This window comes from Streptomyces yaizuensis (genome assembly GCF_034961445.1).
GTDB lineage: Bacteria > Actinomycetota > Actinomycetes > Streptomycetales > Streptomycetaceae > Streptomyces > Streptomyces yaizuensis.
The window spans coordinates 17,496-36,114 of sequence record NZ_BSBI01000002.1 but is presented as its reverse complement, the minus strand read 5'-3'; the positions used below and the strand labels follow the sequence as shown (position 1 = coordinate 36,114).

At 73.4% G+C, this 18,619-nt stretch carries 9 protein-coding genes; 6 read left to right on the top strand and 3 right to left on the bottom strand.

What is annotated here, in order from left to right; translation table 11 throughout:
- Positions 1–291 precede the first annotated feature (291 nt).
- On the bottom strand, positions 292–2,163 hold the full coding sequence (locus tag SYYSPA8_RS04070) for a serine/threonine-protein kinase (RefSeq protein WP_323445550.1): 1,872 nt from the start codon (positions 2,161–2,163) through the stop codon (positions 292–294).
- A gap of 627 nt (positions 2,164–2,790) precedes the next feature.
- Between SYYSPA8_RS04070 and SYYSPA8_RS04065 the strand changes: the two genes are divergently transcribed.
- From SYYSPA8_RS04065 to SYYSPA8_RS04045, 5 genes are all read left to right on the top strand, one after another.
- Positions 2,791–6,042, top strand: a complete 3,252-nt coding sequence (locus SYYSPA8_RS04065) for an FHA domain-containing protein (protein ID WP_323445549.1) — start codon at positions 2,791–2,793, stop codon at positions 6,040–6,042.
- Positions 6,043–6,548: 506 nt separating this feature from the next.
- Positions 6,549–7,910, top strand: coding sequence for an ABC transporter substrate-binding protein (locus SYYSPA8_RS04060; protein ID WP_323445548.1), 1,362 nt, complete (start codon positions 6,549–6,551; stop codon positions 7,908–7,910).
- 3 nt (positions 7,911–7,913) lie between these two features.
- Positions 7,914–9,260, top strand: coding sequence for a carbohydrate ABC transporter permease (locus SYYSPA8_RS04055; RefSeq protein WP_323445547.1), 1,347 nt, complete (start codon positions 7,914–7,916; stop codon positions 9,258–9,260).
- A complete protein-coding gene (locus tag SYYSPA8_RS04050) occupies positions 9,257–10,138 on the top strand; it encodes a carbohydrate ABC transporter permease (RefSeq protein ID WP_323445546.1) in 882 nt (293 codons plus the stop codon). Before SYYSPA8_RS04055 ends, SYYSPA8_RS04050 begins: the two co-directional genes overlap by 4 nt.
- Before the next feature lie 238 nt (positions 10,139–10,376).
- Positions 10,377–11,594 carry a glycosyltransferase family 87 protein gene (locus tag SYYSPA8_RS04045; protein ID WP_323445545.1) on the top strand — a complete coding sequence of 406 codons (1,218 nt, stop codon included), beginning with the start codon at positions 10,377–10,379 and terminating at the stop codon, positions 11,592–11,594.
- A 75-nt stretch (positions 11,595–11,669) separates the two neighbouring features.
- On the opposite strand, the gene SYYSPA8_RS04040 is transcribed toward SYYSPA8_RS04045, so the two are convergent.
- On the bottom strand, positions 11,670–16,652 hold the full coding sequence (locus tag SYYSPA8_RS04040) for an NAD-glutamate dehydrogenase (RefSeq protein WP_323445544.1): 4,983 nt from the start codon (positions 16,650–16,652) through the stop codon (positions 11,670–11,672).
- Positions 16,653–17,115: 463 nt separating this feature from the next.
- Here SYYSPA8_RS04040 and SYYSPA8_RS04035 point away from each other — a divergent pair, with 463 nt between their 5' ends.
- Positions 17,116–17,673 carry a DJ-1/PfpI family protein gene (locus SYYSPA8_RS04035; RefSeq protein WP_323445543.1) on the top strand — a complete coding sequence of 186 codons (558 nt, stop codon included), beginning with the start codon at positions 17,116–17,118 and terminating at the stop codon, positions 17,671–17,673.
- A gap of 188 nt (positions 17,674–17,861) precedes the next feature.
- Here the strand turns inward: SYYSPA8_RS04035 and SYYSPA8_RS04030 are convergent, their stop codons facing one another.
- On the bottom strand, positions 17,862–18,557 hold the full coding sequence (locus SYYSPA8_RS04030; RefSeq protein ID WP_323445542.1) for an HAD family hydrolase: 696 nt from the start codon (positions 18,555–18,557) through the stop codon (positions 17,862–17,864).
- Between the last annotated feature and the right edge of the window lie 62 nt (positions 18,558–18,619).

Genomic DNA, 18,619 nt, shown 5'->3' with positions numbered 1-18,619 from the left:
GCGTGTGCGCCGGATGGCACCAACCTTCACTTCTCCGGGCGAAATCAACCGCAGAAGTCGATAAATCAATTCAGTCGTCAGGATTCCCGTGCCGGGATGGCCGGGACCGGGATTCCAGTGTCGGGATTCCGGTGTCGGGATGGCCGGTCCAGGATTCGCGTGCCGGGATTCCCGCCGGTGGCCCAGGGACGGGCCCCGGGGGGAGGCCGGTCCCGGGCGGACGCGGGTGCCCTGGGGCCGGCCCGGGGTGTCCGGGGCGGCCCCTCGGCCGGCTGCGACGGACCGTGGCGGCTACTGGCCGCCGCCGGTCGCGCCGCCGATCTCGGAGATCCAGTCGGTCACCTTGGTGATGCCGTCGCCGATGGCGTCCCAGTACCCCTGGCCCTGGGCGACCCAGTCCTGGAGCGGGGTCAGCTCCCAGACCAGCCAGCCCGCGCCGACGAGCATCAGCACGGAGACCAGGCAGCCCTTGAGGCAGCCGAGGCCCGGGATGCGCATCGGGTTGGCGCTGCGGCGGCGCTCCCGGGGCTCCCTCGGCTCGCGCGGGGCGGGCTGCTCGGGACGCTGGGGCCGGGGGGCCGGCGGCTGTGGCTGCGGGGGTGCGTAGGGCTGCGGCGCGTACTGCTGCTGTTGCGGCTGGTGCTGGGGCGCCCTGGGGGCCTGCCGCCTCGGCTGCGGGCGCTGCGGCGGCTGCTGGGGCTGCGGGGCCTGCTGGGGCGCGTACTGCTGGCCGTACGGCTGCTGCTGCCCGTACCCCTGCTGCGGCGGGTACTGCTGGTGCGGCGGCTGGTGCGGGGCCTGCTGATGCTGCTGGTGCTGCTGGTGGGGCGGCTGCTGGGGCTGGCGCTGGGGGCGCCGCCGCAGCGGGTCCTGGCCCGGGTCCAGGTACTGGACCTGCGTCTGTTCATTGCGGTCACGCGCGGCCTGGAGCTGCGACTGCCAGGGGTGCGGCCCGTCCTGCTGCGGCTGCGGCGCTCCGTCGGGACGCGGCGGCACCGGGGGCAGCACGGCCGTCGGGTCCGGCGCCCCGGTCCTGGGCAGCACGCTGGTCGGGTCGGCGGCGCCCGCCGGGCCCGTCTGCGGAAGCACGCTCGTCGGGTCGGACGCCCCGGCCGGACCACCCGTACGGGGCAGCACGCTGGTGGGGTCGGCCGCGCCCGCCGGGCCCGTCTGCGGGAGCACGCTCGTCGCGGCGGCGGGGTCGAACGCTCCGCCCGCGCCCGGGGTCTGGGGAGGCACCGGCGCCGGGGACGGGTCGGGCGCGAGCAGCGCGCCCACCCCGAGGGCGGCGTCGATCTGGGCGGGCGTGGAGTGGATGCCGATACCGGCGGCGACCGCGCGCAGCCCGCGCGCCAGGTTCTCCGCGCTGGGGCGGTCCCCCGGCTCCTTGCGCAGACAGCGCTCTATGACCGTCCACAGCGGCTCGGGCACCGTGGAGGGGCGGTGGGGCTCCTCCATCAGATGGCGCTGGAGCACTTCGAGGGCGGTGCCGCCGGCGAACGGCGGACGGCCGGTGACCAGCTCGTACAGCAGGATGCCGGCGCCGTAGACATCCACGGCGGAGGTCTGCGGACGGCCCTCGGCGGACTCGGGGGCGATATAGGCGGGGGTGCCGACGAACTCGTGGGCCCGGGTGAGGCCCGGGGAGTCCGCGAGACGGGCGATGCCGAAGTCGGTGAGCATCGGGTGCATCTGGCCGTCGGCGTCGGTCTTCAGCAGCACATTGGCCGGCTTGAGGTCGCGGTGGACCACCCCGTCGGCATGGCTGGCGGCGAGCGCGTCCGCGACCTGGGCGGTGAGCAGCGCGGCGGCGACGGGGGTGAACGGGCCGTTCTCACGGAGATAGCGGTGCAGGTCCGGGCCGTCGACCAGATCCATGACGAGGGCGAGCAGATCGCCCTCGACGACCAGGTCGCGGGTGCGGACGATATTGGGGTGGGTGAGGCGGAGCAGGACGGAGCGCTCCCGGAGGAAGCGCATCACGACGTCCGCGTCGTTGGCCAGCTCCTCCCGGAGGACCTTGATCGCGACGGTCTCGCCGGGCTGGCCGGGCACGGCTGCCTCGGCGCCGGCCGTCTCGCGCTGCCGGGCACGCCAGACGGTGCCGGTGGCGCCGCGTCCGAGCGGCTGCTCCAGGAGGTACTTGCTGCCTACAGGCCGCACGTCATGCGCTCCCTGCTGATCGTGGTCCTTGCGGGTGCGGGCCGCGCGGCTCCGCCCAGGTGTCCGACCCACTGTAGTGCCGTCGGGGCGGAGCGGGCCGGTTGTCCACAGGCGGGGCCGCCTGCCGGGCCGCGACGCGGAGCCACCGGGCGGCGGCCCCGTCCGGGTGGCCCGCCGGTCCCGGGTACAGCGCCCCGTACCCGCCGGGTCCCTGTGTCTTTTGTTGCTGGTGTTACTGGTGCGACCGCTACGACGGTGATTGTTGGGGTTGCCGCGTTCCGCCGGTCGTTTCGGTGGTCACCTCGGTGGTCACCTTCGACCGTCGCCATCGACAGTCGCTTCGGTGAAGAGACGCAGAAAACGGGGCGGAGGTTGCCGATCCGGGGGTGCGACGCGGGGCACACCGCCTCCGCTTCCACGCCAACCAGGCACTTTTCGGTCCGGACCGGGCCAATCAAGATCACTTGTTGCCGGTGGGCGGGCGCGTTGTCGGCGGCAGGTGCGAGGATGCCCTCAGCGCGGAGCACGGGGACGGGACCCGGTGGGCCGTGCCGACCTGTCGGGTGGGGGCGATCCGATGCGGCTCCCTGCCGGGCACCCCCGCGCAGAAGGGAATTGCTGACGGCGATGCAGATCCGGCTGACCGTTCTCGCGCCGCGCGGTGGCCAGTTGGCGAGCGGGCCCGCGCCCGGGTCCGGCGCCGCGGCGCCGGGGGGCCGCGCGGGCTCCGGTCCGCGCGCGTGCGACGTGCTGATCACGGCGCCCGCCGGCACCGCCCTCGCCGCCGTGGCCTCCGGCCTGGTGAGCGCCGTCGCGGGCGCGGACACCTCCGGGACCCCGGTGCTGTACGCGGGCGACGAGCGGCTCGACGCCGCGCGCAGCACGCTGGGCGAGCCGCCGCTGGTCGACGGGGCGGTCCTCTCGGTCCAGGTCCCCGGCCCGGCCGGGCCCGGCGACACGGTCGCCCCGGTCCGGCTCCACGTCGTCGGCGGGCCGGACGCGGGCGGGGTCCATCTGCTGCACGGCGGGGCGATCAGCGTGGGGCGGTCCGCCGAGGCCGATGTGCCGCTGGACGACCCCGACGTCTCCCGGGTGCACTGCGAGATCACCGTCCGCGAGGACGGCGGCGCCACGGTCGCGGACCTCGGCTCGACGAACGGCACCGCGCTGGACGGCCGGCCGGTGGGGGAGCGCCCGGTGCGGCTGCCCACGGGGGCGCTGCTGCGGCTGGGCGAGTCGGCGCTCAGGCTCGTCCCCGGGGACCGGACACCGCCGCCGCTGGTGACGGTCCCGGACGGCGAGGGCCATCTGCGGATCCCGGCGCGCGCCCTGACCGTCACCGGCACCGGAAGCGGCACGGGAAGCGGCGCAGGAAGCGGGATCGGCGCGCCCCCGGGGCAGGACGCCGGTGGCGGTCCGTCCGTCCCGGCCGCACGGACCGCCACCGGGCCGGACACCCCGCGCGGGCAGGCTCCCGCCGGGCAGCAGGAGCAGCAGGGGACACGGGAGGCGTCCGCGTCGTACGACCCGGACGGCCGAACGAGCACGTACGGACAGCGGTACGGGCAGCAGTACGGACAGGACCGGGGCCCGGACGCCCCGGACGCCCCGGTCACCCGGCAGACGGCGGCCGGTGCGGGCGACGCCGGGGAGGAGGGCCGGGCCGACCCCGGCAGCGGCCCCGGCGGTCACCGGCCGCGCGGTGCCCGGGACGGCCGCCGGCTCGGGATAGGGGCGTGGGCGCGGCGGCTCACCGGCGCCCGGGACGGCGGCGCCGACCCGGAGGAGCCCGAGAGCCCGCCCGCCCCCGAAGCGGCGCCGGTCGCCGAGTCCTGGCCCGACCCCGCCGCCGTGCTGCTCACCGCGCTCGGCCCCGGCCCCCGGCTGTGGGAGCGCGGCCCGGGGCACCCCGAGGAGCTGGTGCTGCGGCTGGGCACCGGCGACCGGGACGGGCTGGCCGCCGTGCCGGTGACCGTCGCCCTGCGGGAAGCCGGCTCGCTGGGGCTCGCCGGGCCCCGGGCACGGCTGGCCGGACTGACTCGTTCCGCCCTGGCTCAGCTCGCCGCCCTGCACTCCCCCGCCGATCTGGAGCTGGTGCTGATCAGCGCGGACCGGGCGCGCGCGGCGGCGGAGCGGCGCGCCGAGTGGTCCTGGCTCGGCTGGCTGCCGCATCTGCGCCCGGCGCACGGGCAGGGGTGCCGGCTGCTCCTCGCCTACGACCGGGACCAGGCGGCCGCCCGGCTGGCCGAGCTGACCCGGCGGCTGGACGACGGCCCCCTGGGCCCCGGCTGGCCGAGCGCGGGCCGGGCCGCCGTCGACGAGGCGGCGGCGCGGCACACCGGCCCCCGTACGGTCGTCGTGGTCGACGGCGACCCGGGCACCGCGGAGCTGCGGGAGACGGCCGCCCGGCTGGCCGCTTCCGGACGCGCGGCCGGAATCCATCTGCTCGTCCTCGCGGACGCGCCCACCGCGTCCCCGCTCTCGCCGGTGGCCGCGGTCTACGAGAGCGCGTGCGCGGCCTCGATCGCCTTCCGCGAGTGCGGGGCCGCCGCCCTCCTCAGCGGCGATGTCGCGACCTCGCTGCGGGTGCTGCGGACGACCGGCGGGCTGCCCGCGGGGGCGGGCGCGGCCGCGACCGTGGACGCGGTGTCGGCGGCGTGGGCGGAGCGGTTCGGCCGGGCGCTCGCCCCGCTGCGCGCGGAGGGTGCCGCCCCGGGCCGGGCGACTGCGCTGCCCCGGTCCGCACGGCTGCTGGACGAGCTGGGGCTCGCGCGGGCGACGCCGGCCTCGCTGATGGCCCGCTGGGCGCAGGCGGACGACGCCTCGGGGACGCTGGTCCTGGGCGCGGGCCCGGACGGGCCGCTCGCCGTCGAGCTGACGGAGGAGAGCGCGCATCTGCTGATCGAGGGGCCGCCCGGAGCAGGCCGCACCGAGCTGCTGCGGGCGGCGGCCGCCTCGCTGGCGGCGGCGGCCCGCCCGGACCGGCTGGGGCTGCTGCTGGTCGACGGCGCGGGCGGGGAGCGCGGCGAAGGCCTCGGTGTCTGCACCGAGCTGCCGCACGCCACCGGGCATCTGGTGGCGAACGACCCGGTGCGGATGCGGGCGTTCGCGCAGGCGCTGGGCGCGGAGCTGAAGCGGCGGGCGGAGCTGCTGGGCGGCGCCCGGTTCACCGACGGGCCGGGGCGCCGCCGGGCTGGCGACCGGGTGGTGGCGCAGCGCCCGCCGTCCGCCGTCGAGCAGGGCGGCGGGGCGGGGGCGTCCCGGGGCGACATAGAGTCCCCGCCGAGCGGGACCCTGCGGCTGCGTCCGGGGGCGCGGCCCCGCACCGGCGCGGCGCCGTCGGACCGGCCGCTGCCCCGGCTGGTGGTCCTGGTGGACGATCTGGACGCGCTGGTCTCGCCCGCGCTGGGGAGTACGGGCAGACCGGGCGCGGGTTCGGTGGTCCGGGCGCTGGAGGCGGTGGCGCGGGACGGCGCGCGGCTGGGGGTGCACCTGGTGGCGACCTCGGCGCGGCCGGAGCACACGGCCGACACGGAGCTGGCGCGCGGGGCGCGGCTGCGGGTGGTGCTGGACGCGCCGCCCGCCGCGGCCGGTCCGGACGGCCCGGTTCCGGGCCGGGGGCGGCTGGGGCACCCGGACGGCCGGGTGACCGCGTTCCAGGGCGGTCGGGTGACGGGCCGGATCCCGCGGACGGCGACGCTGCGGCCGACCGTGGTCCCGCTGGAGTGGGAGCGCATGGGCGATCCGCCGACCCGCCGTCCGCTGCGGGAGCTGGGGAACGGGCCGACGGATCTGGCGCTGTTGGCGAGTGCGCTGGAGCGGGCCGCGCATCTGGTGGACGCCGCGCCGGTGCCGCCGCTGGCTCCCGCGCACCCCTGAGGGGAGCGGGCGGCCACGGCGTCCCCCCGCCGTGGCCCCGCACACCCGCACCGCGCATCCCCGTCGCGCCCGTGACCGCGCCCGCCGGCCGTGCCCCGTCGACACGGCCATGCGCCCCCGTACCCGCCGTACCCCTACCCGTCCCTCTGCACATGGCCGTATGCGTCTGTGACGGCCCCGGCCCTCTCGCTCGCTGACCCCGCGATCCGTTCCCACCGGGCCTCACCCTTCCCGGGGACGGACCGTACGCATGTGCCCGCCGGGCCGCCGGCGGCCGGCCCCCCGGCACCGCCCCACCCGCCCCAGAGCCCTCCCGGCACACCTTCCGTCATCGTGAACCAGCCATATACGGAAGGCTTTTGACGGTGCGTCGACTTCTGGCCGGAAGATCACCTCACAGAGCCATCACGAAGGGTCCCCGGACCGGCGGGTGGTATTGCGGCCCGCGCCGACCGGGCGTCAACCTGTCGGAACGCAGGAGACAGCGCAAAAGAGACGGGGCACAGATGCGCACAACTCTTCGCACAGGCAAGGCCGCGGTGGCGTTCGCCGCCATCACCGCCCTCGCCCTCACGGGGTGCGGCGACGGCGACGGCGACAGCAAGGATCCCGAGGAGACGAAGAGGGGGGCCCCGACGGCGTCCGGGGTGGAACTGCCCCGGCTCGACGGGGAGAAGATCCAGGTCTCGGCGGTCTGGAGCGGCCCCGAGCAGGAGAACTTCGACAAGGTGCTCACGGAGTTCGAGAAGCGGACCGGGGCGGAGGTCACCTTCGTGCCCGCCCAGGACCCGATCGTCAACTTCATCGGTACGAAGATCGCGGGCGGCAGCCCGCCGGATGTGGCGCTGCTGCCGCAGCCGGGGGCCATCCGGCAGGCCGTGGAACGCAAGTGGGCCAAACCGGTCGGCGCCGCGACCAAGGCCCAGTTGGCCAAGAACTACTCCCCGGGATGGCAGCGGACCGGCCAGGTCGACGGCGAGCAGTACGGCGTGTACTACAAGGCCGCCAATAAATCGCTCATCTGGTACAACAACACCGTTTTCGAGAACGCGGGCGCGAAGGAGCCGAAGACCTGGCAGGAGTTCCTGGCCACCGCCGAGACCATCTCGGCCTCGGGGGTCCCGCCCGTCTCGGTCGCGGGCGCGGACGGCTGGACGCTCACCGACTGGTTCGAGAACGTCTATCTCTCCCAGGCCGGACCGGAGAAGTACGACCGGCTCGCCCGGCACGAGATCAAGTGGACCGACCCGTCCGTGCGGGACGCGCTCACCACGCTCGGCGAGCTGTTCGGCAAGCCGGAGCTGATCGCGGGCGGCGCGAGCGGAGCCCTCCAGACCGAGTTCCCGGCCTCCGTCACCCAGACCTTCACCGGTGGTGACCAGCCCAAGGGCGCCATGGTGTTCGAGGGCGACTTCGTCTCGGTGAACATCGCCCAGACCGACGCGAAGATCGGCGAGGACGCCAGGGTCTTCCCGTTCCCCCCGGTCGGCGCCGAACCCCCGGTGGTCACCGGGGGCGACGCGGCGGTGGCGTTCAAGGACAGCGAGGGCGCGCAGGCGCTGCTGACCTTCCTCGCCTCCCCGGACGCCGCCGCGATCCAGGCAGCAGCGGGCGGCTTCCTCTCCCCGAACAAGTCGCTGGATCTCTCCGCGTACCCCAATGACGTGCTGCGTTCCATCGCCAAGTCGCTGATCGACGCGGGCGACGACTTCCGCTTCGACATGTCGGACCAGATGCCGCAGTCGTTCGGCGGAACCCCGGGGAAGGGCTTCTGGAACACGCTCCAGGACTTCCTCAAGAATCCGAAGGACGTGGCCGGGGCCCAGCGCGAGCTGGAGCGGGACGCCGCCAAGGCGTACCAGGGCTGACCGGTGGGGACCGCGACACAGACGGGGGGCCCGGCCCGCCCGGGTCCCGCCCCTGAACGCAAGAGCGTGACCGGCACCCGCGTACTCGTCGCGGCGGCCTTCCTGCTGCCCGCACTGGTGCTGCTGGGCGCGCTCGTGGTCTACCCGATCGGGTACTCGGTCCAGCGCTCGTTCTTCGACCGCTCGGGCGACGGCTTCGCCGGCTTCGACAACTATGTCGAGATCTTCACCGACGACAGCATCCTCACGGCGGTCCGGAACAACGCGGTGTGGGTGCTGGTCGCCCCGGCCGTCGCGACCGCGCTCGGTCTGATCTTCGCCGTACTGACCGAACGGGTCCGCTGGGGCACCGCGTTCAAGCTGGTCGTCTTCATGCCGATGGCGATCTCGATGCTCGCCGCCGGGATCATCTTCCGGCTGGTGTACGAGCAGGACCCGGAGCGCGGGGTCGCCAACGCCCTCTGGGTCGGCGTCCACGACACCTTCGCGGAGTCGTCCGTCTTCCCCCGGGCGCATCCGCTGCCCGCGCATCCGCTGAAGGAGGGCGAGGGCGGCTCCTTCGTCACCCGGGATCCGGTCCGTGTGGGGAGCCCGGCGCTGCTGCCGCTGGTGGGGGTGGCGCCGGGGAAGATGCCCTCGGACGCGCGCCCGGCCGCCCCCGCCACCCCCGAGGAGGGGCGGGTCACCGGCACGGCCTGGCTGGACTTCACCCGGGGCGGGGGCGGCACCGTCAATGCCGTCGACGGCTCCGAGCAGGGGCTGAAGGGCCTGAAGGTGGAGGCCGTCAAGGACGGCGAGGTGGTGGCCACGGCCCGCGCGGGCGCGGACGGCACCTTCTCGCTGCCCGCGTCGGCGGACGGCGCCCAGTTGCGGCTGCCCGCCGAGAACTTCCGCGAGCAGTACAACGGTGTCGACTGGCTCGGCCCGGCGCTGGTGACCCCGGCGATCATCGGCAGCTATGTCTGGATGTGGGCGGGCTTCGCGATGGTGCTGATCGCGGCGGGGCTCGCCGGGGTGCCGAGGGAACTGCTGGAGGCGGCCCGGATCGACGGGGCGAACGAGTGGCAGGTCTTCCGCCGGGTGACGGTGCCGCTGCTGGCGCCGGTCCTCGCGGTGGTCCTGGTCACCCTGATGATCAACGTGTTGAAGATCTTCGACCTCGTCTACATCATCGCGCCCGGCTCCGCGCAGGACGACGCCAATGTGCTGGCGCTCCAGCTCTACCGCTCGTCGTTCGGCACCGACGCGCATGTGGGCGTGGGGTCCGCGATCGCGGTGCTGCTGCTGTTGCTGGTGCTGCCGGTGATGTTCTTCAACATCCGGCGCATGCGAAGGGAGAACCGCCGATGACCACGTCGGGGAGTGCGGTGAAAGCGAAGCGGTCCCTTCCGGCGCGGATCGCGGCGGGCGCGGGCGGCGGCGCGCTCCGGGTTTTCCTGGTGCTGGTGGGACTCTTCTGGCTGATGCCGACCTTCGGTCTGCTGATCTCCTCACTGCGGGACTCCTCGGACATCGCGGCGAGCGGCTGGTGGCGGGTGTTCACCGCGCCGGCCGAGCTGACCGGCGAGAACTACTCGCGGCTGCTGGAGAACGAGGCGGTCACCAGCTCGCTGTGGGCGAGCGTGGCGATCACCGTGCCGGCGACGGTGCTGGTGGTGGTGATCGGGGCGCTGGCCGGGTACGCCTTCGCCTGGCTGGACTTCCCCGGCCGTGACTGGTGGTTCATGCTGGTCGTCGGTCTGCTGGTGGTGCCGGTGCAGGTGGCGCTGGTGCCGGTCTCGCGGCTCTTCGGCGAGATCGGGCTCTTCGAGACCACCCTCGGGGTGATCCTCTTCCATGTGGCCTTCGGGCTGCCGTTCGCGATCTTCCTGCTGCGGAACTTCTTCGCGGAGATCCCCCGGGAGCTGCTGGAGGCGGCCCGGCTGGACGGCGCGGGCGAGCTGCGGCTCTTCGCCCGGGTGGTGATGCCGCTGGGCGCCCCGGCCATCGCCTCGCTCGGGATCTTCCAGTTCCTCTGGGTCTGGAACGACATGCTGGTCGCCCTGATCTTCGCGGACTCGGAGAGCGCGCCGATCACGGTGGCGCTCCAGCGGCAGGTGAGGCAGTTCGGGAACAACATCGATGTGCTGGCACCGGGGGCATTCCTCTCCATGGTGATCCCGCTCGCGGTGTTCTTCGCCTTCCAGAAGCAGTTCGTGTCGGGGGTGATGGCGGGGGCGGTGAAGTAGCGGGACGGGTGGGCATCTGTCTCATACGGGAAACACCTCCACGCGTCGGACGGATGCATTCCGGGGCCGGGGCCCTCAGGCCCCGACCCCGGCTTCCACTCCGAGCCCCGCCCCGACCCCGACCCCAGCTCCCGCCCCGACTCCCGCTCCGGCTCCCGCCCCGGCCCCGGATGACGCCGACCACCCCACCACCCCCAATCACCACCAAGTCGCACATCTAGGGTTAAAGTACCCGCCGATGACGACCCCTCGGACCGCCTCCCAGCCCCCCGCCCCCCATCTCCCGCCCCCGCTCTCCCCCGGCGCCGCCGCCCTGCGCCAGGGCCTGCCCATCGCCGCCGTCTGGACCGTGACCCGGCTGGGCATGCTCGCCCTGCTGCTCATCGACCGGATCGGCGACACGGGAGTCGCCGGGGAGGTCCACGGGCTCTACCGGGGCTGGTACGGCCAGCTCGCCCAGGGCTCCTTCCCCCTCGGCGACGCCACCTGGCAGTACCCGCCGGGCGCGGCGGTCGTCTTCCTCTCCCCCGCCGCGCTGCCCTGGCTCAGCTACTTCCAGGCGTTCGTCGCCCTGGTCCTGCTCGCCGACGCGCTCGTCACCTTCGTCCTGGCCCGGGCCGGGAGACACGGCGCCTGGCTCTGGGTCTGCGGCCTGCCGCTGCTCCTCAATCTGCCGCTCGCCCGCTACGACGTCCCCGTCACCGCCGTCGCCGTCGTCGCCCTGCTGGCCCTGCGCCACCGCCCGCACCTGGCCGGGGCGCTCGCCGGCATCGGCGCCATGATCAAGGTGTGGCCGCTGCTGACCCTGGTGGGCACCCGCCGGGGCCGCAGCACGCTCATCGTCTGGGGCTCCGCCGCCGCCTCCGCCGGCGTCCTGCTCGGCATGCTGCTCACCGGCTTCAGCCACCCCCTGGACTTCCTCCGCCAGCAGAGCGCGCGCGGGGTGCAGATCGAGTCGCTGGGCGGGACGGCCCTGCTGCTCGCCCGCAAGTGGGGCTGGCCGGGCGAGACCGTCTTCCAGTACGGCGCCTTCGAACTGACCGGACCCTACGTCGCCGGGGTCGCCCGGCTCTCGCTCGCGCTGAGCCTCGGCGCCCTGTGCTGGCTGGTGCTGTGGCGGCTCGGCGCCCGCCGCTGGAACCCGGCCGTCCCCTACGACGCCGCCTTCACCGCCGTCCTCCTCTTCACCGTCACCAGCCGGGTGATCAGCCCCCAGTACCTGATCTGGCTGCTGGGGCTCGCGGCGGTCTGTCTGACCTCCCGGTACACAGTGTTGCGGCCGGTGGCCGCGCTGATGCTGCCGGCGGCGGCCCTCAGCGCGCTGGTCTTCCCGCTGATGTACGACGAGGTCGTGGCCGGGACCACCCTCGGCTGTCTGCTGATGGTGCTGCGGAACGGGCTGCTCCTCGGGGCCGCCCTGCTCGCCTGCCGACGGCTGTGGACGGCCACCGCCTGACCGTCCGGGAGGGAAAACGGCGGGCGCCCGCCACCCTCACGAGGGTGACGGGCGCCCAAAGCAGCCGGCCGTGCCTCAGCTGTGCGTCCGCAGCAGCTGGCGCATCGTCCGCATCGCGACCGACAGATTCGCCAGGTCGAAGGCGTCCGAGCTGCGGATCTCCTCCAGCGTGGCCCGGGCCCGCCCCAGGATCGACGCGTTCTTGTCCTCCCAGGCGGCGAACCGCTCCTCGGGCGACGACGAGCCGTTGCCCACCGAGAGCACATCGGCGGTCAGCATCGCGTGCGCCGCGTACAGGTCCTCCCGGATCGAGGCACGGGCCATCGACTGCCAGCGGTCCGCCCGCGGCAGCTCGATGATCCGGTCCATCAGCTGGGTGATCCCCAGCCGGTCGCCGATGTCGTAGTACACCTCGGCGACCGCCATGGGCTCCTTCTTCGTCCGGTCGGCGATCGCGACGACATCGAGCGTCGGGAACGCGGAGGAGAAGCCGGCCACCCGGACCGCCAGCTCCTCCGGCACGCCCGCCTCGGTCAGCCCGCTGTGGATCGACTCGTACCACTCCAGGTCGGCGCCGCGCAGCAGCTTCGGCAGCCGGCCGCAGACCTCCGCCACCCGGGCGCCGAAGAAGTCGATGGTCTCGGCCAGCTCCAGCGGCTGCGGACGGTTGCCGAGCAGCCAGCGCGTACCGCGCTCGACGAGCCGGCGGGAGTGCAGCCGCATCCGGGTCTGGACCTCGGAGGGGACCTGGTTGTCCAGCGCCTCGACCGCGTCCCACACCTCGCTCAGACCGAAGATCTCCCGGGCGGCCGTCTGCGCCCGCACGACCTCCTCGATGGAGGCCCCGGTCTCCTCGCGCAGCCGGTGCAGGAAGGTCGAGCCACCGGTGTTGACCGTGTCGTTGACCAGGACGGTCGTGATGATCTCGCGCCGCAGGGCGTGGTTGTCGACGGCCTCGCGGTACTGGTCGAGCAGCGGCCTGGGGAAGTACGCGTGGAGCAGCCGCAGCAGATACGGGTCGTCCGGCAGGCTGGTCCCGATCAGCTCGTCCGCCACCGTGATCTTGGTGTACGCGAGCAGTACGGCCAGCTCGGGCTGGCTCAGCCCCTTGCCGCCGCCGAGCAGCTCCCGGATCTGCCGGTCGGTGGGCAGGAACTCCAGCGACCGGTCCAGCGCCCCGTCCCGGCCCAGGCGGCGCATGTAGCGCTGGTGGGCGTGGAGGAGGGAGGAGGACTGGGCGACGGCGTTGGTGAGGGCGACGTTCTGCGCGTAGTTGTTGCGCAGCACCAGCGCGCCGACCTCGTCGGTCATCTTCGCCAGCAGGGCGTTGCGCTGCTTGAGGGTCATGTCGCCGTCGGTGACCAGGGCGTTCAGCAGGATCTTGATGTTCACCTCGTGGTCGGAGGTGTCCACGCCGGCGCTGTTGTCGATGGCGTCGGTGTTGACCCTGCCGCCGTTGCGGTCGAACTCGATCCGGCCGAGCTGGGTCAGGCCCAGGTTGCCGCCCTCGCCGACGACCTTGACCCGCAGCTCGTCGCCGTTGACCCGGATGGGGTCGTTGGCCTTGTCGCCGACGTCCGCGTTGGACTCGGCCGACGCCTTGACGTACGTCCCGATGCCGCCGTTCCACAGCAGGTCGACGGGGGCCTGGAGGATCGCCCGCATCAGCTCGGCCGGCGTCATCTTGGTGACCTTGGACTCGATCCCGAGCGCGGCCCTGATCTGCGCGTTGACGGGGATCGACTTCGCGGTACGGGGGTGGATGCCGCCGCCCGCGGACAGCAGTTCCTTGTCGTAGTCGGCCCAGCTGGAGCGCGGCAGCTCGAAGAGGCGGCGCCGTTCGGCGTACGAGGTGGCCGCGTCCGGGTTCGGGTCGATGAAGATGTGGCGGTGGTCGAAGGCGGCCACCAGCCGGATGTGCTCGCTCAGCAGCATGCCGTTGCCGAAGACGTCACCGGACATGTCGCCGACACCGACGACGGTGAAGTCCTGGGTCTGGGTGTCGTGGCCCAGCTCCCTGAAGTGCCGCTTGACCGACTCCCAGGCGCCCCGGGCGGTGATGCCCATGCCCTTGTGGTCGTAGCCGGCGGAGCCGCCGGAGGCGAAGGCGTCACCGAGCCAGAAGCCGTAGGCGAGGGCCACGTCGTTGGCGATGTCGGAGAAGGACGCGGTGCCCTTGTCGGCGGCGACGACGAGATAGGTGTCGTCGCCGTCGTGGCGGACGACGCCGGACGGGGGCACCACCTCGCCGCCGACCATGTTGTCGGTGATGTCGAGGAGGGCGGAGATGAAGGTGCGGTAGCAGGCGATGCCCTCGGCGAGCCAGGCGTCCCGGTCCACGGACGGGTCCGGGAGCTGCTTGGCGACGAAGCCGCCCTTGGCGCCGACCGGCACGATCACGGTGTTCTTCACCATCTGCGCCTTGACCAGGCCGAGGATCTCCGTACGGAAGTCCTCGCGCCGGTCGGACCAGCGCAGACCGCCGCGGGCGACCTTGCCGAAGCGCAGGTGCACGCCCTCGACGCGCGGGGAGTAGACCCAGATCTCGTACGCCGGGCGGGGCGCGGGCAGATCGGGGATGGCCTGCGGGTCGAACTTCATCGACACATAGCCGTGCCGGCCGTCGGCGTCACCGGTGCCCTGGCCGCTGCCGACCTGGCCGCCGGTGGTGCCCTGGAAGAAGTTGGTCCGCAGGGTGGCCTTGATGACGGTGAGGAAGGAGCGCAGGATGCGGTCCTCGTCCAGACTGGCGACCTGGTCGAGCGCGCCGTCCAGCTCCTCCAGCAGGCCGTCGGTCAGCTCGGTGCCCGCGCGCTGGCGCTCGGGGGCCATCCGGGCCTCGAAGAGGGAGACCAGCAGCCGGGTGGTGTGGACATTCGTCCGGAGGGTCTCCTCCATGTACTCCTGGCTGAAGGTGGAGCCGGCCTGGCGCAGGTACTTGGCGTACGCGCGCAGCACCATCGCCTGCCGCCAGTTCAGCCCGGCGCCCAGCACCAGGGAGTTGAAGCCGTCGTTCTCGGCCTGGCCGGTCCAGACGGCGGCGAAGGCGTCCTGGAACCGCTCCCGGGCGTCGTCGCCCAGGTAATCGCCGTTGCCGGTGCCGACGGGCATCCGCAGCCCGAAGTCGTAGATCCAGGCCAGGGAGCGGTCCGCGCAGCGCAGCTCGTACGGGCGCTCGTCCACGACCTCGCAGCCCAGCCGCTGGAGCACCGGCAGCACGGCGGAGAGGGAGACCTGCTCACCGGTGCGGTAGATCTTGAAGCGGCGCTCGCCGGGGCCCGCGCCGACGGGCTCGTAGAGGGAGAGCGCGAAGTTGCGGCCGGAGTGGTTGAGCGCTTCGAGATGGATCAGGTCGGCGACAGCGGCGCGCGGGGTGTGGTCGGCCTTGTAGCCCTCGGGGAAGGCATTGCCGTAACTGCGCAGCAGCTCGGCGGCGCGCTCCTCGCCCAGCTCGGCGTTGAGGGCGTCGGAGAAGCCGTCGGCCCAGGAGCGGGCGGCGTCGACGAGCCGGGCCTCGATCCGCTCGGTGTCGGCGTCGGTGAGGTGCGGCAGCTCGGTGCCGGAGGGCACCCGCACGACGAAGTGGATCCGGGAGAGGATCGATTCCGTGTTCCACGCGGTGAAGTCGACGCTGGTGCCGCCCAGCTCCTCCTTGAGGATGTCGATCAGCCGCAGCCGGACCCCGGTGGTGTAGCGGTCGCGCGGCAGATAGACGAGGGCGGAGTAGTAGCGGCCGTACTCGTCCTGGCGCAGGTAGAGCCGCAGCCGGCGGCGCTCCTGGAGGTAGAGCACGCTGGTGACGATGGAACGGAGCTGGTCGACCGGGGTCTGGAACAGCTCGTCGCGCGGGTAGGTCTCCAGGATCTGGAGCAGGTCGCGGCCGTCGTGGCTGTTGGGCGAGAAGCCGGCGCCCTCCAGCACCTCGGCGACCTTGCGGCGGATCACGGGGACCCGGCGGACCGACTCGGTGTACGCGGCGGAGGAGAAGAGGCCGAGGAAGCGGCGCTCGCCGACGACATTGCCGTCGGCGTCGAACTTCTTGACCCCGACGTAGTCCAGATAGCTGGGCCGGTGGACGGTGGCGCGGCTGTTGGCCTTGGTAAGGACGAGGAGCTTGTGCTCGCGGGCCTTGGCGCGGGCGTCGGCGGGCAGCCGGCTGAAGGAGGGGCTGACCGGGTGGTCCTCGGCCTCGCTGTGCGGCGGGTCGGAACGGAGGATGCCGAGGCCGGTGCCGGGGACGGCGGCCAGCGCGTCGGTGCCGGTCAGCTCGTACTCGCGGTAGCCGAGGAAGGTGAAGTGGTCGGCGGCGAGCCAGCGCAGCAGCTCACGGGCCTCGTCGACCTCCTGGTCGGCCAGGTCGGTCGCGAGGGGCTCCTTCGGCAGCTCGTCGGCGATGCGCAGCGCGGCCTCGCGCATCTTCTCCCAGTCCTCGACGGCCTCGCGGACGTCGGACAGGACGCGCAGCAGGTCGGCGGTGATCTGCTTGAGGTCGGCGCGGTCGGTCTCGCGGTCGATCTCGACATGGATCCAGGACTCGACGAGCGCGTCGTGCGGGAGGGCCGAGCTCTTCGGCGCGGTGCGCTGGTCGGTGTGGAGCACCTCGATCAGCTTGCCGGTCACATCGCGGCGGACGGTGACCTGCGGGTGGATCACGACATGGATGCCGCGGCCCTGGCGGGACAGCTCGTTGGTGACGGAGTCGACGAGGAAGGGCATGTCGTCGGTGACGACCTCGACCACGGAGTGGCTGCACGTCCAGCCGTTCTCCTCGACCGTCGGGGTGTGGACCCGCACATTGGCCGTGCCCTGCGGCCGGTTCTCCGCCAGCCGGTAGTGCGAGTACGCGGCTCCGTAGACGTCGACCGGGTCGCGGTCGGTGAGGTCCTCGGGCGCGGTGTGCAGGTAGTACCGCTGGAGGTAGCCGAGCAGGGTGTCCTGGTCCGGACGCCGCCCCTGCCCGGCCCCGGTGGGCAGCCGCCCACCGCCGGGACTGTTCTCAGCTACCCGGGCCGCCCGTGCGAGCAGCTCGGCCTTGGCTTCGTCCAGCTTGGTCTGCATGTCCTCTGGCTCCTGTCGCGCGCCGTTGCGTGACGTAGGGGGAAGATGCGACACGGCGCCACGGCGCGGGGTGTCCGGTCGAGGTCGACGCTATGCCGCGATGAGAGTTGTCCGGGCCGTATTCGGACGGATCCGATGGCGGGGCCGGCACATGGGGAGCAGCGATCGCCCGGCCGCTGTGGCGCTCCGGGCGCAGGCCGGGGGCTTCGCTGCCCCCACGGCGTATCGCGCTGATCACGGCTCCAAGGCTATCGCCCCGCCCCGGGGAACCGTCATGAGCCTTATGTGTACAAAACCGGGGTGGGAAGTTTGACAGTCTGCACAGCGACACAGGCCCTCTTGGCAAACCGTTCCCCAGGGGGCAGGTTGGCGGGGCGGCGGCGGTCCCCGTCCGGCCCCGTCCGGCCTCTTCGACCGCCCGCAGACCTTCCTCAGGCAGACCTTTCTCAGTCCGGGAGCAGCCATGGCAGCCAAGGTCCTGATCGTCACCGGCGACGCAGCCGAGTCGCTGGAAGTCCTCTACCCCTACCAGCGGCTCCTCGAAGAGGGGTACGAGGTCCACATCGCGGCCCCCGCCCGCAAGAAGCTGCGCTTCGTGGTGCACGACTTCGAGCCCGGTTTCGACACGTACACCGAGAAGCCCGGCTACACCTGGGACGCCGACCTGGCCTTCTCGGAGGTCGACCCCGGGCAGTACGCGGCGCTGGTCGTCCCGGGCGGGAGGGCCCCGGAGTACCTGCGCAACGACCCCGAGCTGCGCAAGATCGTGAAGGCGTTCTTCGACGCGGACAAGCCGGTGGCGCAGATCTGCCACGGCCCGCTGCTGACGGCGGCGATCGGCGGCCTGGAGGGCCGCCGGGTCACCGCCTATCCGGCCCTGGAGCCGGACATGCAGGCGGCGGGAGCGGGCTTCCAGGACGCGGAGGCCGTGGTGGACGGCACCCTGGTCTCCTCCCGCGCCTGGCCGGACCATCCGGCCTGGATGCGGGAGTTCCTGAAGGTGCTGCGCGCCCAGGGCTGACCCCGGCCGCCCCGGGCCGCGAGCCGCTGCCCGGGGCTCCCCGGACCCCGTGCGGGCGCCCGGGGCAAGCCGACGGGCCGGGCCGGCGGCGCGCCCTCCGGTCAGGCTCGCGGATCCCGTCCGGAGCACGCCTCACGCCTCACGCCTCACGCCTCACGCCTCACGCCTCACGCCTCACGCCTCACGCCTCACGCGACCAGGCGTATCGCCTCGTCGACCGCTTCCCGCAGGGTGTCCACCACGGGCACCCCCGCCCGTCCCAGGCTCGCCCGGCTGTGCGAACCGCCCGTGTACAGCACCGCCCGCGCGCCCACATGGGCCGCCGCCACCGCGTCGTCCACCGCGTCCCCTATCACCACCGTGCGCTCGGGTGAGACCGTCGCGCCGAGCGCCGTCAGATGCCGCTCCATGTGGAGCGCCTTGGAGCCGCCGGAGGGGCCCGTCCGCCCCTCGACCCGCAGGAAGTGGCTCTCTATGCCGTAGCCCCGGACCACCGGGACCAGCTCGTCATGGCCGTACATGCTCAGCAGGGACTGGCTGCGGCCGGCTCTCAGCCACTCCCCCAGCAGTTCCTCGGCCCCGTCGGTGAGCCCGCAGCCGAGCCGCTGCTCGCTGTAGTGGCGGTGGAAGATCACGTCCATGACCTCCCACTCCTCGTCCGTGGGGAGCCTGCCGAGCAGCCGCTCGTAGAACTTGGGGACGGGGACGCAGTACAGCTCGCGGTACCGCTCCAGCGTGATCGGTGCGAGGCCTATCTCGGCGAAGGCGGCGTTGGTCGCGGCGATGACGGCCGTCACATCGTTGAGCAGCGTCCCGTTCCAGTCCCAGACCAGATGGACACCGTGCGTGACGGGACCCTCCGTGGTCCCCAGATGATTCCCCATGTCAGAACCGTACTCGCCGGGTCTGACAGCGGGCCGGGCCGGTTCCGGGCCCACCGCCCCAC

Coding starts and splice junctions, on each gene's coding strand:
- SYYSPA8_RS04040 (WP_323445544.1), bottom strand. CDS start 16,652: ATGCAGACCAAGCTGGACGAAGCCAAGGCCGAGCTGCTCGCACGGGCG.
- SYYSPA8_RS04035 (WP_323445543.1), top strand. CDS start 17,116: ATGGCAGCCAAGGTCCTGATCGTCACCGGCGACGCAGCCGAGTCGCTG.
- SYYSPA8_RS04050 (WP_323445546.1), top strand. CDS start 9,257: ATGACCACGTCGGGGAGTGCGGTGAAAGCGAAGCGGTCCCTTCCGGCG.
- SYYSPA8_RS04045 (WP_323445545.1), top strand. CDS start 10,377: ATGACGACCCCTCGGACCGCCTCCCAGCCCCCCGCCCCCCATCTCCCG.
- SYYSPA8_RS04065 (WP_323445549.1), top strand. CDS start 2,791: ATGCAGATCCGGCTGACCGTTCTCGCGCCGCGCGGTGGCCAGTTGGCG.
- SYYSPA8_RS04060 (WP_323445548.1), top strand. CDS start 6,549: ATGCGCACAACTCTTCGCACAGGCAAGGCCGCGGTGGCGTTCGCCGCC.
- SYYSPA8_RS04030 (WP_323445542.1), bottom strand. CDS start 18,557: ATGGGGAATCATCTGGGGACCACGGAGGGTCCCGTCACGCACGGTGTC.